Genomic DNA, 14,417 nt, shown 5'->3' with positions numbered 1-14,417 from the left:
CGCCCGTCATTTTCCGGGCGGAGCGGAGCGCAGGCCCGAATGGCTCGGGCCTGCGCGTCCTTGTTTCCGAGATGGCCGGGCCAGGCCCGACCATGACGACCATCCTCAGAAAATCGGCTTGCCAGCCGGGTCGGTGACGCCCTTCCAGGCGTTGCGGACCTGATCCTTGACGCCGGCCGGGAGCGGCACGTAGTCGAGGTCGAGAGCGAGCTTGTCGCCGTTTTTGAAGGCCCAGTCGACGAACTTCAGCGCGGCCTGCACCTCTTCCGGCTTCTCCGGCTTGGCGTGGACGAGCAGGAAGGTCGCGGCCGTGATCGGCCAGGCCTCGGCGCCCTTCTGGTTGTTCAGCGAGATGCCGAAACCGGGAGCCTCGTTCCAGTTGGCGTTGGCAGCAGCGGCCTGGAAGGCCTTGTCGTCCGGAGCCGGGTAGTTGCCGTCGGCGTTCTGGATCAAGGCGAAGTTCAGCTTGTTCTGCTTGGCGTAGGCGTATTCGACATAGCCGATCGAGTTGGCGACCTGCTTGACCGAGGCCGAGACGCCCTCATTGCCCTTGCCACCGATGCCGACAGCCCACTGGACCGACTGGTTGGCGCCGACCTTGGACTTCCACTCAGCCGAAACCTTGGAGAGGTAGTCGGTGAAGACATAGGTCGTGCCCGATCCGTCCGAACGGTAGACGGGGTTGATGTTGGCGTCGGGCAGGGTCACGCCGGCATTGAGCGCGACGATCTTGGGGTCGTTCCACTTCTTGATCTCGCCCATGTAGATGCCGGCGATGATCGGGCCGGTCAGCTTGAGCTTGCCGGCCTCGACGCCCGCCACGTTGATCGCGGGAACGACGCCGCCCATCACGGTCGGGAACTGGATCAGGCCGTCCTTGGTCAGGTCCTCGCCCTTGAGCGGGGCGTCGGTGGCGCCGAAGGCGACCGTCTTGGCCTTGATCTGGCGAATGCCGCCACCCGAGCCGATCGACTGGTAGTTGAGACCGATATTGGTCTCTTTCTTGTAGGCTTCGGCCCACTTCGCATAGATCGGGAAGGGGAAGGTGGCGCCGGCGCCCGTGATGTCGGCAGCCTGGGCCACACCGGACAGACCGATCGTGGCGGCCGCGAGAATGAGAATGTTGCGCATGAGATGTCCTCTCTGGATCGCACGTTTAGCGAGCCGTTCAGAACACCTTCTGCATGACAGCTTCATGACAGTTCGTCACGCACTCTGTCATGAAGCCGTCATCAGAGCTTAAGGATCAAGGCTTGCGCGGCGACGCCCCGAAGCGCGGCAGCACGGCGCGGAAGGTGGCGCCCTCGCCGAGCGCGCTCTCGATCGTCAGCCGGCCGCGATGGCGGAGCACGATGTGCTTGACGATGGCCAGCCCCAGCCCCGTCCCGCCGGCCTCACGGCTGGCTGCGGTATCGACCCGGTAGAAACGCTCGGTCAGGCGCGGCAGGTGCTCGGGCGCGATGCCCGGCCCGTCGTCGCGCACGCCGACGCTGGACTCGGCTTGCCCATCCTGCACCTCGATCAAGACCTCGCCGCCGCGCTTGCCGTATTTGATCGCATTCTCGACCAGGTTTTCCATCAACCGCAGCAATTCGTCGCGATCGCCGGCGACTTTCACCGGCTCGGCCGGCGCATTCAGCGTCAGCGTCACCTCGCGTTCGCGCGCCATCAGCGTCAGCGAATCGACGATCTCGCGCGAGATCCCGGTGAGATCGACCGGGGTCTCCGGCGCCAGATGCGCACGCAGCTCGATCCGCGACAGCGAGAGCAGGTCATCGACGAGCCGTGCCATGCGCAGCCCCTGCTCGCGCATGATGGCGAGGAAGCGGTCGCGCGCACCGGCATCGTTGCGCGCCGGCCCCTGCAGCGTCTCGACGAAGCCGAGCAGCGAGGCCAGCGGGGTGCGCAGCTCGTGGCTGGCATTGGCGACGAAGTCGACGCGCATCCGCTCGGTGACGCGCTGCTCGCTGAGGTCCTCGAAGGTCAGCACGACCGGTCGCCGCCAGCCGGCGCCGGGCAGCGCGGAAATATGGATCCGGAAGGTGCGCTCGACCGGAACGCGTTCGACGAGCTCGATGACCTGGCGACCGCCCTGGCGGGCGACGCCGTCGATCGCCTCGATCAGGTCGGGATCGCGCATCACCAGCGTCAGCGGCTGGCCGGTCTCCAGCGCCGGCATCAGCGCGCGCATCGCCGGGCTCAGCGCCTGGGCGACGCCCTGCACATCGAGCAGGACCACGGCGGAGCCCATCGCCTCGATCAGGGCATGCGTCGCGGAAGCAAAGGGATCGACGGCAATGGCCATGCGGAAGGAACCTCAGGCTCTCGCGCTGACGCGGCGGCCGAGGGGCCGGCTGCGGGACGACGGGGCCGCCCTTCCTGATCGTAAGCCCGGCGCGCGTCAATTCCCTTCGCAAGTCAGGCCGGCTAGGCTGCTCTCTTCACGAGGATCGTTGCGATGGCGAAAACTGTTTCCGGAAACCGGCCGAAAGCTGCGCTGCGGCTCGTTCCCAAGGCAGAGCAGGAGGCAAAACCAGCTCGCAAACCCGCCGCGGCGCGCAAGGCCGCTGGCGCCAAGGGCTTCGACATCGAGGCGGAGACCCTGCCCGCCGTGATCGTCGATGCCGCTTTCCGCAGCGGCGACTATCCCTATGGCAAGCGCATGAAGCGCAAGCGTTATGAGAGGGAGCTCGAGCCGTTGCAGATCGAGCTGCAGAAGCTAGCGAACTGGGCACGCGAGGCGGGCGAGCGCATCGTCATCCTGTTCGAGGGGCGCGACGGCGCCGGCAAGGGCGGCACGATCGGCCGCTTCACCCAGCATCTCAATCCGCGCCAGGCCCGCGTCGTGGCGCTGTCGAAGCCCTCCGACACGGAAGCCGGGCAATGGTACTTCCAGCGCTACGCCGCCCATTTGCCCACCGCCGGCGAGATCGTCTTCTTCGACCGCTCCTGGTACAACCGCGCCGGCGTCGAACGCGTCATGGGCTTCTGCACGCCCGCCCAGACCGAGGCCTTCCTGCGCGAGGCGCCGGCTTTTGAGGGCATGCTGACGCGCGACGGCATCCGCCTGATCAAGCTCTTCATCACCATCGGGCCGCAGATGCAGATGACCAGGCTGCATGCGCGCTGGCACGATCCGCTCAAGCGCTGGAAGCTCTCGCCGATCGATTTCGAGGCGATCCCGCGCTTCGAGGCCTATTCGCAGGCGCTGGACGAGATGCTGGAGAAGAGTTCGACGCGATGGGCGCCCTGGCACGTCATTCGCGGCAACGACAAGCTGCGCGCCCGGCTGAACGCCATCCGCCACGTCCTCCTCGCCATCCCCTACAAGGGCCGCGACGAGGCGGCGATCGGCGAGCTCGACGACAAGATCGTGGTCGATGCCGAGCGCTACCTCAACAAGGGCGGCGAGGCTTGAGCGCCCGCTTGGCCATCCCCTCAGCCCTCATCCTGAGGAGGCCCGCAGGGCCGTCTCGAAGGATGCTCCAGATCCTTCCGGAGCCTCCTGGATCATCCTTCGAGACGCGCCTTCGGCGCTCCTCAGGATGAGGGCTGGAGTGTAGCAACACTCCCACTCACCCCCACCGAGCCACTACTCCCCACACCGGTCATTCCCCTGTCATCGCTGGCGCTGCTTTTGCAGGGCATCGTCGGCCGGAACCAGACGAGCCAGAAGGCACCACCATGAGCAAGACCATCCTGATTTCCGGCGCGACCGCGGGCTTCGGCGCCGCCACCGCGCGGCGCTTCATTTCGGCCGGCTGGAAGGTGATCGGCACCGGCCGCCGCGCCGACCGCCTCGATGCCCTGAAGGCGGAACTGGGCGAGAATTTTTACGGCGCCGCCTTCGACATCACCGACGAAGCCGGGATGACGGCCGCGCTCGCAGCGCTGCCCGAGCCGTTCAAGACGATCGATGTGCTGCTCAACAATGCCGGCCTCGCGCTCGGCACCAAGCCCGCTCCGCAGACCTCACTCTCCGACTGGAAGACGATGATCGGCACCAACGTCACCGGGCTGGTGGCGCTGACGCATCAGCTGCTGCCGGAGCTGATCGCGCGCAAGGGCGCGGTCATCAACATCGCCTCGGTCGCGTCGAACTGGCCCTATTCCGGCGGCAACGTCTATGGCGGCACCAAGGCCTTCGTGCGCCAGTTCTCGCTCGGCCTGCGCTCCGACCTGCACGGCAAGGGCGTCCGCGTCACCTCGATCGAGCCGGGCCTCTGCGAGAGCGAGTTCACGCTGGTGCGCAATGGCGGCGACAAGGCGGCCTATGACGCGCTCTATGGCGGCGCCGATCCGCTGCAGCCGCAGGACATCGCCGAGACCGTGTTCTGGGTCGCGACGCTGCCGGCGCATGTCAACATCAACAGCCTCGAGATCATGCCGGTGAGCCAGTCCTTCGCCGGCTTCCAGATCCACCGCAACGCCTGAACGACGGCTCTCATGGTCTACGATCTCGCCATCGTCGGTGCCGGCGTCATCGGGCTCGGTCACGCGCTTGCGGCCGCCAGGCGCGGCAAGCGAGTCGTGGTGATCGACCGCGACGCCCAGGCCAGTGGTGCCTCCGTGCGCAATTTCGGCTTCGTCACCGTCACCGGCCAGGGCGCCGGCGATTGCTGGTCGCTCGCCCGCCGCTCGCGCGACATCTGGGCGGAGATCGCAGCCGACGCCGGGATCGACATCCTGCAGCGCGGGCTCGTGCTGGCGGCGCGCCTGCCGGAATCGGAAGCCGTGATCGACGCCTTCCTGCGCACGGAGATGGGCGACGGCTGCCGGCGCCTGACCAGCGAGCAGGCCCGCGAGGCGATTCCTGCTTTGCGCCCCGACGCGGCGCGTTTCGCGCTGCACAGCCCGCATGAGCTGCGGGTCGAATCCCGCCAGGCGATCCCGCAGGTGACAGCCCTGCTGGCGGAGCGCCACGGCGTCACGTTCCGCTGGAACACCAGCATCGTCGCCGTCGAGGCACCGCGCCTGATCACGGCCGGGGGCGACGTGATCGAGGCGGAAACCGTCGTGGTCTGCCCTGGCGACGAGTTCACGACGCTGTTCCCCGAGCGGCTCGCCGCCTATGGCGTGACCCGCTGCAAGCTGCAGATGATGCGCGTGCGCCCGGCGAACCCCGTCCCTCTCGCCAGCGCCGTGATGTCAGATCTCGGGCTCGGACGCTATCTCGGCTATGCCGATCTGCCGGAAGCCGAGTCGCTGAAGCGCAGGCTCGACGCCGAGATGGCCGCCGAGCGCCAGAACGGCATCCACCTGATCGTCACGCAATCGGCCGATGGCTCGCTCGTGGTCGGCGACAGCCACCACTATGCCACGACGCCCGACCCCTTCGCTTCGGAGGCCGTCGACCAACTCATCCTCGACGAGTTCGACGCCGTGCTCGATCTGCCCGGCCGCACCGTAAGCGAACGCTGGATCGGCACCTATGCCTCGGCGCCGGATCGCTGGCGCCTGACCGACAAGCCGTCCGATGCGGTGCGGATCGTCGTCGTCACCGCGGGCTGCGGCGCCTCGACCGGCTTCGGCATCGGCGAGGAGACCATCGCCGACCTGTTCGGACCGGCCGCGTGAAGCCCAACATCCTGCTCGTCGACCAGACGCTGGCCTACATCTCGCCGCGATCGGCGCTGTGACGCCCCGGCCTGCCGGCTGACCAGACTGCTCCCGGTATCGCCAATCATAGCCGGCTCGATGAGCCGGATCGTGGCGTCAATCTTGCTTGGTGAACCCCCAGATCAATTGCGGCTCCGCAGGGGCCGCGCCGGGCATGATGCTCGGTGACGATACCGAGGCCTTACGACCAAGAAACGCCATCCATCACAGGGGATCACGATGTCCAAGACGCACAGCAGGGCAACCATCGGCCGCCGTGACTTTCTGAAGCTCGCCGCTGCGGCCGGCGCGGGCGTCGCGATGCCCGCCATCGTCAGCCGCAGCGCCCTCGCCTCCTCAGGCGAGATCAACATCATGATGTGGTCGGACTATCTGCCCGAGAGCTTCGTCAAGGCCTTCACCGCCAAGACCGGCATCAAGGTCAACTTCACCGGCATCGGCTCCAATGACGACATCCTCAACAAGATGAAGGCCAGCAACGGCCAGGGCTTCGACATCGTCACCCCGACGGTGAACCGCTCGCCGCTCTGGAAGGATCTCGGCCTGCTCCAGCCCTTCGACATGAAAAAGGTCGCGCTCGAGAAGGTGAACCCGGCTATGGCGCTGGGCGAGACGCACTGGAACTTCGACGGCAAGGGCACACATTGGCTGCCGCATATCTGGGGCACCGAGGGCGTCTCCTGGCGCACCGACAAGTTCACGCCGGCCGGCTCCGCACCGAGCTATTATGACGTCTGGGATGATGCCAATGCCGGCAAGACCATGGGCCGCGGCCATTCGATGATCCTGGGCCTGGGCCTCGGCATGGAGCGGCGCGGCGAACTGGCGCCCGGCTCGGTCTGGGAGGCCTACAAGACCCCCGACAAGATGACCGAGGTCTGGACCAAGCTGACCGAGATCGCGATCAAGAAGAAGAAGAACATCAAGCTGATCTGGAACGACGCCGACGCGCAGAAGAACGGCCTGCTCAATGAGGGCGTGATCGTCGGCCAGACCTGGGACGGACCGCCGATCGCGCTGAAGACCGCCGGCGAGCCGGTGATGTACCGCGCGCCGGTCGAGGGCGCGATGGCCTGGGTCGACGGTCTCTCCCTGCCGGTCGGCGTCAAGAACATCGACCAAGTCTACGCCTTCATCACCGCCTGCTACGATGCGCAGCTCGCCGGCGAGGCGATCAAGACCCACGGCTACAATTCGCCGGTGGTCGGCGCCGACAAGTTCGGCGGCGATGTCTACGCCAAGAACTTCGCCGATGCCTATCCGGGCGACGCGCTCGCCAAGCTCAACCCCTGGCCGGCCGAAGCCCCCTGGTACGCGGCCAAGCGCTCGGAATTCACCAACAAGTTCATGAGCGCCTGACGCACCGGCTTACCTCTCACAGCCCTCATCCTGAGGAGCCGCGAAGCGGCGTCTCGAAGGATAGTCCAGATGTCTCCGGAACCTTCTGGAGCATCCTTCGAGACGCGAGCCTTGCTCGCTCCTCAGGATGAGGGCTGAGGGGGAACGACGGCCGCCGGGTCGGCGACCGACAGCCAAAACCTCCATCCAGGACCCGCATGACGAAAGATGTCGTTCTCGATCACGTCTCGATCCGGTTCGGCGGCTATACGGCCGTCGAGAACGCGCATCTGACCATCAGGGGCGGCGAGTTCTTCTCCTTCCTGGGTCCCTCGGGATGCGGCAAGACCACGCTGCTGCGCTGCATCTCGGGTTTCGTCCAGCCGAGCGCAGGCCGCGTCCTGATCGGCGGGGAGGACATGAGGAATGTCGGCCCCAACAAGCGCCCGACCGCGCTGATCTTCCAGAACCTCGCGCTGTTTCCGCTGCTCACAGTCGCCGAGAACATCGCCTTCCCGCTCGAGGTCCGCCGCGTCGGGCGAAAGCAGCGCCGCAAGCGCGCCGACGAGTTGCTCGAGATGATCGCGCTGCCCGGCACCGGCGACAAGAAAGTGCATGAGCTTTCCGGCGGCCAGAAACAGCGCGTCGCGATCGCGCGCGCGCTCGCCGCCGAGCCTGACATCCTGCTGCTGGACGAACCGCTCTCGGCGCTGGACCTCAAGCTGCGCCAGCACATGCGTACCGAACTGCGCGCCATCCAGCAGCGCGTCGGCCTGACCTTCATCTACATCACCCATGACCAGGGTGAAGCCCTGACCATGTCGGACCAGGTCGCGGTGATGAATGCCGGCGTCATCGAGCAGATCGATAACCCCGAGACGATCTACAACCGCCCTCGAACACCCTTCGTCGCCTCTTTCGTCGGCGAATCCAACGCCATCCACGGCGTCGTTCTCTCCCAGACCGGCAGGCTCGCGACGCTGGACACCCCGCTCGGGCCCCTCACCGGCCAGGCGGCGGGCGGGCGAACCTATCTGCCCAAGGAGCGCTGCACGCTGTTCGTGCGGCCCGAGCAACTCTTCATCGCCGACACACCGCCCGAGGTGAACACCATCAAGGCCAAGCGCGTCAACGAGGAGTTCGAAGGCTCGATCCGCACGCTCTATCTGCAGGCCGGCGGCGAGGCCTTGCGCCTTTACCACATGAACGCCGCCGTCTCGGCCGCGCTCGCCTCGGGCGACGGCGCGGTCACGGTTTCGTTCAAGCCGGAGCAGGCGACCATTCTCCCCGACGACCCGGCCCTGAGCGGCTGACGCGATGACGAGCCTCGCCCGCTTCTTCCGCGACTTCAGCAGCCGGCACGGGACCGGCGCCGCGAGCTTCGTCGTCGCGGCCGTGCTGTTCTGGATCGTCTTCCTGATCCTGCTGCCGCAGCTCGCGATGCTCGACGTCTCCTTCCGCCACAACCTGCCGCGCCCGGAGGTCGGCGGGCCCAGGGACGTCCATACGCTCGACAACTACCGCTACTTCCTGTTCGGCAACAGCGGCGGCGCGGCGCTGAACGCGCTCGACATCGGCGTGCTCACCAAGACGCTGGTCGCGGCCGTGCTGGTGACCGTGCTCGACATCCTGCTCTGCTATCCGATCGCCTTCATCCTCGCCCATTCGGCCAGCGGCGCCGGCGCCAGGCTGATGGTGATCGGGCTGATCGTGCCCTTCTGGATCAACGATATCCTGCGCGCCTTCGCCTTCCGCATCCTGTTCGGCGCCACCGGCGTCATCAACGGCGTCGGGCTTTCGCTCGGCCTGTGGGATCAGCCGATCGACTTCATCCGCGCCGATGTCGCGCTCTATGCCGGCCTCGCCTACACCTATGTCCTGCTGATGGTGTTCTCGATCTACAATGCCGTCGAGACGCTCGACCGCAACCAGATCGAGGCGGCCCGCGACATGGGCGCGAGCTGGTGGCGCGTGCACTGGCGCATCGTGCTCCCCGTAGCCAAGCCCGGCATCGCGTCGGGCGCCACCATGGTCTTCATGCTGACGGCCGGCGCGCTCGCCGCCCCGCAAATACTGGGCGGCCCCTCGAACCTCTGGTTCACCCAGCTGATCTACCAGTGGTTCAACGACGCCGGAGACTGGGCGCGTGGCTCGGCCTACGCCACCATCCTGCTCGTCGTCTGCCTTGCCTTCGTCTTCGTGATGATGCGGATCTTCCGCGTCTCGATCGGGGCGATCGGACGATGACGCGAGGTCCCGCACGATGAATCGCGGCGTCGGCGGCGGCCTCTTCGCCTTCAGCTACACGCTGCTGTTCTTCCTGTTCCTGTTCGGCCCGCTGATCATCATGGTGATCACCGCCTTCAACTCCTCGGCCTTTCCGCGTGTGGTGCCGTGGGAATGCTTCACCACCGACTGGTTCGGCCTGCTGATCCGCAACGAGCGGTTGATGACGGGTCTCTGGACGAGCCTGGCGATCGGCATCGCCGTGGTGGCGATCGCGGTGCCCTTTGGGCTCGCCGGTGCGCTCGCGCTCGCCGATATCGGCCCGGGCCTGCGGGCCGGGCTCTATGCCGTGCTGATCACGCCGATCCTGATCCCCGGCGTCGTGCTCGGCATCTCCACCATCGTCTTCTGGAGCTTCGTCGGCCGCAAACTCGGCGCCGGCTACGACACCGTCTTCTACAACGGCCTGTTCCTGACCCTGCTCGGCCAGGTCGCCTTCATCGCCTCCTACGCCATGCTGATCCTGAGCGCACGTCTCCAGCGCTTCGACCCGACGCTGACCGAGGCCGCGCTCGATCTCGGCGCGACGCCGGGCCAGGCCTTCCGCAAGATCCTGCTGCCCTTCCTCAAGCCGGCGCTGGGCTCGGCCGCCTTCATCACCTTCCTCGCCTCGTTCGAGAACTACAACACCACCGTCTTCACCATCCTCTCGGGCAACACCTTCACCACGGCGCTGGCCTCCAAGGTCCGGCTCGGCACCGACCCCTCGCTCTCGGCGCTCGCCGTGATCATCATCGCGGTGACGCTGATCGGCGCGATGGTGCAGGAGGCGCATCACCGCCGCCGCGACCTGCTGCGCGGCGGCAGACCGGAGCGCTCGCGGCTCTACGCCAATCCGCTGACGCGGCTTTTGACCCATCCCGCCGCGATCCTGCTGATCCTGGTCGGCTGCACCGGGGCCATCATCTGGCAGGCCAGCCATCACGACGCGCAGGCCTGCCGCGCCGACATCCTCAGCGAGAAGCAGCGCGTTCAGGAGAAGCTGCTGCAGGAGCAGCAGCAGCGCATGCAGCAGCGCCAGACGCAAACGCCGGCCGCGCCCACCGCACCAAGCAACAACCCCTCGCCGTTCGGTGGGGCCTTCAACCCCGGTTCGCTTGCGCCGAAATAACCGTCAGCCCTCATCCTGAGGAGCCGCGAAGCGGCGTCTCGAAGGATGGTCGAGCAGGCTCCGGAACCAGCTGGATCATCCTTCGAGACGCGATCTTCGATCGCTCCTCAGGATGAGAGCTGAGGGTGTCGGCTGAGGTTGTCGCCGGCCGGTCAGCGCCCCATCACCAGATTGGGCAGCCAGGTCGTCAGCGGTGGCCACAGCGTGATCGCGACGAGCACGGCCAGCAGCGGCAGCAGCCAGGGCACGATCGCCCGCGACATCGCCTCGAAGCTGATTCCGGCGATCTTCGAGGTGATGAAGAGCACGACGCCGACCGGCGGCGTGATCGTCCCGATCATCAGGTTGAGCACGAAGATCAGCCCGAACTGGATCGGGTCGATGCCGAACTGCGCCGCCGCCGGCGTCAGGATCGGGATCAGGATCAGCATCGCCGCCAGCGCTTCCATGAAGCAGCCGACGAAGAGCAGCAGCAGGTTGACGATCAGCAGGAACATCAGCGGGCTGCCGGCGAGATCGACCAGCATCGGCCCGACCGTCTGCGGGATGCGCGAGATCGACAGGCACCAGCCGAGCGCGGCGGCCGTCATCACCAGCGCCAGCACGACGCCGGTGGTCTCGACCGTCTGGACGACGAGCTCGGGCAGATCGTCGAGATCGAAGCTGCGATACACGAAAAGCCCGAGCACCAGCGCATAGGCCGTGGCAACGGCCGCCGCCTCGGTTGGCGTGAAGATGCCCGCCATCATCCCGCCGAACAGGATCACCGGCGTCATCAGCGCCCAATGCGCCTCCTTGTAGGCGACCCAGAGCTGCGCCGCGCCGGGGAAGGGATGACGCGGCAGGTCGCGCTTCCGCGCGACATGCACCACCATCGCCATCAGCGCGCCGGCCATCAGCAGGCCGGGGATGACGCCGGCGAGGAACAGCCCGCCGATCGAGACATCCGCCGAGACGCCATAGATCACCATCGGCAGCGAGGGCGGGATGATCGGGCCGATCGTCGCTGACGCAGCCGTAATCGCGGCCGCCGTCTCGGCGTCGTAGCCTTCGTCCTTCATCGCCTTGATCTCGAGCGTCCCGACGCCGCCGGCATCGGCCACCGCCGAGCCCGACATGCCCGCGAAGATCACGCTGGCGAGGATGTTGGCGTGGCAGAGCCCGCCGCGCAGCCAACCAACGCAGGCGGTGGCGAAGGCAAATATCCGGTCGGTGATGCCCGCCGAGTTCATGATGTTGCCCATCAGGATGAACAGCGGCGCCGCCAGAAGCGGGAAGGAATTGGCCGATTGCGCGATCTTCTGCGGCACGATGCCGAGCGGGAAGCCGCCCATGAAGGCAAAGGCGATCGCCGCCAACCCCATAGAGACGAAGAGTGGCACGCCGATCAGGAGCGCGGCGAACCAGACCGGCAGGATCTGCAGCATGATCGTGGTCATAGCGGCTGGCTTCCGGGTTCGGCCGCCGCGAATTTGCGGCCCGCCACGACATCGGCGATCTCGGCCACCGCCTGCAGGATCAGCGCGAGGCCGGCCAGCGGCATGACGATGTAGAGCGCCGCGCTCGACACCGGCAGCGCGATCGAGTCGACATCCCAGTTGCGCTCGATCAGCCCGTAGGAATAGCGGATCAGCACGGCCGCGAAGATGATGATCGCGAGCTGCGTGACGATCTCCAGCAGGCGGCCGGCACCCTCGGGCAGCTTCTCGGCAAAGACCGTGATGCGGATATGCGAGCGCCGCCGCGCCGCGATGATCCAGCCGACGAACCCGTTCCAGACCAGCAGATACTGCGCGAGTTCGTCGGTCCAGGCCAGCGGCGCATTGAGCTGGCGCGACAGAACGCCGAGCAGCACCGAAGCCAGCAGCGCGAGCAGCAACGCCACGGCGGCATAGCGCACGATGCGGTCGGAGAGGTGGAGAAGGGATTTCATCGACGTCCATCCGAGGGCGCGGGGAACCCCTCTCCTGTAAGGAGAGGGGTAGGGGTGAGGTGTCGGCCGTTGGACCAGCGAGGAACTGGGAAATATCGGTGACGGTCAGGTCACGACAGTAGCGCCAAGGGGCCGGCCCCTCACCCTGCCCTCTCCCTACGGGAGAGGGTTCCCCGCGTCTGATGCGGTCAGCACATTGTCTTCACAACGCCGCGAGCGCGTCCCAGGTGCCCTTGCCCCATTTGCCCTCGAACTGCTTGGGCAGGGTGGCGAGCACCGGCTTGGAGAAGCTTTCGAGATCGGGCTCGGTCACGGTCATGCCCGCGGCCTTCAGGGTCGCGACCAGGCTGCCTTCCTGGCTGGAGAGTTCGGCGTCCTGCCAGGTGACGCCCTCGGCGATGGCGGCTTCCAGCAGGCTGCGATCGGCGTCCTTGAGCCCCTTCCAGAAATCGGTGTTCACGATGACGAGGCGCGGCGTGATGATGTGGCCGGTCAGGATCAGGTGCTTCTGCACCTCCTGCAGCTTGGCGCTGTGGATCGTCGGCAGCGGGTTCTCCTGCCCGTCGACGGCGCCCTGGCTCAGCGCCAGATAAAGCTCGTTGAAATTGACCGGCGTCGCCTTGGCGCCCCAGGCCTCGACCATGGCGCGGAAGGTATCGACCGGCGGCACGCGCAGCTTGAGGCCGACAACGTCGGCGGCGCTCTTCACGGCCTTGGAGCCCGTGGTCAGGTGGCGCTTGCCGTAATAGGTCACCGCGGCCATGCGCATGCCGCGCTTCTTCTCGAGCTCCGCATTCATCTGCGCGAAAACCGGCGCCTTGGCGACCTTCGACATATGGGCGGCGTCGCGCCAGAGATAGGGTGCCTCGACCACCGAGAGCTGCGGCAGGAACGAGCCGAGCGCGGCCGCGCCGTCCGTCGTCATCGTCAGCGCACCGGACGCCACCGATTCCATCATGTCCTTGCCCGAGCCGAGCTGGCCGGCAGGGAAGGTCTGGATGTCGATGCGGCCGGAGGTCTTCTCCTTCACCTGCTTGGCGATCCGCTCGACCATCTGCACCTGCGGGTGCGTCGTGGGCAGCATCTCGCCCCAGCGCAGCACGGTCGCCTGCGCGCGCAGGACGGTCGGCATGAAGATCGCTCCGCCGGCGAGAGCGGCAGAACCTGCAAGAAAGTCGCGCTTGGAAATCCTGGTCATGGTCGTTCCTCCCTGTGCGGACCGTCGCCGACACTCTCAGCCCTCATCCTGAGGAGCGCTCGGCACGAGCGCGTCTCGAAGGATGCTCCCGATGGTTCGGGAACCTCCTGGAGCATCCTTCGAGACGCCGCTTCGCGGCTCCTCAGGATGAGGGTTGGGGGATGTCGGATACGGTTCCTTCCCTGATGGCGGCCGGTTATCCGGCTCGTCTGGCTTCGTCGTTCTTGGTCGTCAGTAGCTCATGGCCCGCGTGCGGGCGTTGCCGATATGGATGCTCATCTCTTCCGCCGCGCGGATCGGATCGCGCGCCTCGATCGCCGTGATGATCTTGAGGTGGTCGCGCATCACCGGCACGAGGATGTGGTTCTGGATCCGCGTCTCATATTGCCGGATCAGCCGGATTTTCAGCCAGGTGACGCGGAAGGCCTTGGAGACGATGTCGTTGTCGAGATGATCGATGATCGCCTCGTGCATCAGTCGGTCGACATCCTCGGCATCCTCGATCAGGGTTGCGTCGCCGCCCGCCTCGGCCCGGACGATGATCGCCTCGTGCCGCGCGCGCTGCTCGGCGATCTCTTCGTCGGTCGCGTTGGCCGCATAGAGCGCCGTCGCCTCCCTTTCGAGAAACAGCCGGAACTGGAAGGCATTGCGGATCAGGTTGAGATCGACATGGGCGACCTGCATGCCGCGCTGCGGCACCGTCTTGATCAACCCTTCCGCCTCCAGCCGCGGGATCAGCTCGCGGATCGCGCCGAGCGGCAGGCCGGTCAGCGCGACAAGCTCGCGCTGCGTCACGAACTGGCCCGGCTTGATCTCGCGCGCCAGCAGCCGCTCGGTGAAGGAAGCATAGGCGCGCTCCCTCAGCTTGAGCGGCTCAGCCTCGCGGGGCTCAGAGTCGGGCTGGTTCAAGACGTCGTCCCTCTCCGGCTGCC

The 14,417-nt window shown here is 66.7% G+C and carries 13 protein-coding genes; 7 read left to right on the top strand and 6 right to left on the bottom strand.

All coding sequences use genetic code 11. The features are described 5' to 3' along the window. Positions 1–105: 105 nt before the first annotated feature. Both pstS and AC1DYU_RS20320 read right to left on the bottom strand, forming a co-directional pair. Entirely contained in the window at positions 106–1,131 is a 1,026-nt protein-coding gene (gene pstS, locus AC1DYU_RS20325; protein ID WP_476793195.1) for a phosphate ABC transporter substrate-binding protein PstS, read from the bottom strand. 115 nt (positions 1,132–1,246) lie between these two features. Beyond that, complete coding sequence (locus AC1DYU_RS20320; protein WP_476793194.1) at positions 1,247–2,305, bottom strand: ATP-binding protein; 1,059 nt, start codon at positions 2,303–2,305, stop codon at positions 1,247–1,249. 153 nt (positions 2,306–2,458) lie between these two features. Between AC1DYU_RS20320 and ppk2 the strand changes: the two genes are divergently transcribed. From ppk2 to AC1DYU_RS20285, 7 genes are all read left to right on the top strand, one after another. After that, positions 2,459–3,418 (top strand): polyphosphate kinase 2, encoded by a 960-nt coding sequence (gene ppk2, locus AC1DYU_RS20315; protein WP_476793193.1) that lies wholly within the window; start codon positions 2,459–2,461, stop codon positions 3,416–3,418. A gap of 266 nt (positions 3,419–3,684) precedes the next feature. Next, on the top strand, positions 3,685–4,434 hold the full coding sequence (locus AC1DYU_RS20310) for an SDR family NAD(P)-dependent oxidoreductase (protein ID WP_476793192.1): 750 nt from the start codon (positions 3,685–3,687) through the stop codon (positions 4,432–4,434). A gap of 12 nt (positions 4,435–4,446) precedes the next feature. Next, a complete protein-coding gene (locus AC1DYU_RS20305) occupies positions 4,447–5,577 on the top strand; it encodes a TIGR03364 family FAD-dependent oxidoreductase (RefSeq protein ID WP_476793191.1) in 1,131 nt (376 codons plus the stop codon). A gap of 261 nt (positions 5,578–5,838) precedes the next feature. After that, positions 5,839–6,978, top strand: coding sequence for an extracellular solute-binding protein (locus AC1DYU_RS20300; RefSeq protein WP_476793190.1), 1,140 nt, complete (start codon positions 5,839–5,841; stop codon positions 6,976–6,978). Between the two features lie 197 nt (positions 6,979–7,175). Continuing rightward, a complete protein-coding gene (locus AC1DYU_RS20295) occupies positions 7,176–8,270 on the top strand; it encodes an ABC transporter ATP-binding protein (protein ID WP_158482820.1) in 1,095 nt (364 codons plus the stop codon). A gap of 4 nt (positions 8,271–8,274) precedes the next feature. Next, a complete protein-coding gene (locus tag AC1DYU_RS20290) occupies positions 8,275–9,204 on the top strand; it encodes an ABC transporter permease (RefSeq protein ID WP_476793189.1) in 930 nt (309 codons plus the stop codon). Positions 9,205–9,220: 16 nt separating this feature from the next. Beyond that, complete coding sequence (locus AC1DYU_RS20285; RefSeq protein WP_476793188.1) at positions 9,221–10,354, top strand: ABC transporter permease; 1,134 nt, start codon at positions 9,221–9,223, stop codon at positions 10,352–10,354. Positions 10,355–10,506: 152 nt separating this feature from the next. Here AC1DYU_RS20285 and AC1DYU_RS20280 read toward each other — a convergent pair whose 3' ends face one another. The 4 genes from AC1DYU_RS20280 to AC1DYU_RS20265 form a co-directional block, all read right to left on the bottom strand. Further along, the gene (locus AC1DYU_RS20280; protein ID WP_476793187.1) at positions 10,507–11,793 is read right to left on the bottom strand and encodes a TRAP transporter large permease; all 1,287 of its coding nucleotides are present in this window, start codon (positions 11,791–11,793) and stop codon (positions 10,507–10,509) included. Continuing rightward, the gene (locus AC1DYU_RS20275) at positions 11,790–12,287 is read right to left on the bottom strand and encodes a TRAP transporter small permease (protein WP_476793186.1); all 498 of its coding nucleotides are present in this window, start codon (positions 12,285–12,287) and stop codon (positions 11,790–11,792) included. The genes AC1DYU_RS20280 and AC1DYU_RS20275 overlap by 4 nt, the downstream gene beginning before the upstream one ends. A 202-nt stretch (positions 12,288–12,489) precedes the next feature. Continuing rightward, positions 12,490–13,485: a sialic acid TRAP transporter substrate-binding protein SiaP gene (locus tag AC1DYU_RS20270; RefSeq protein ID WP_158482815.1), complete on the bottom strand. Its 996-nt coding sequence runs from the start codon at positions 13,483–13,485 to the stop codon at positions 12,490–12,492. A 231-nt stretch (positions 13,486–13,716) separates the two neighbouring features. Then, complete coding sequence (locus AC1DYU_RS20265; RefSeq protein WP_476793185.1) at positions 13,717–14,394, bottom strand: GntR family transcriptional regulator; 678 nt, start codon at positions 14,392–14,394, stop codon at positions 13,717–13,719. Between the last annotated feature and the right edge of the window lie 23 nt (positions 14,395–14,417).

This window comes from Allobosea sp. P2_B12 (assembly GCF_056404835.1).
Note: the sequence above shows the minus strand (reverse complement) of the source record. Positions and strands in the feature narration are given on the sequence as shown.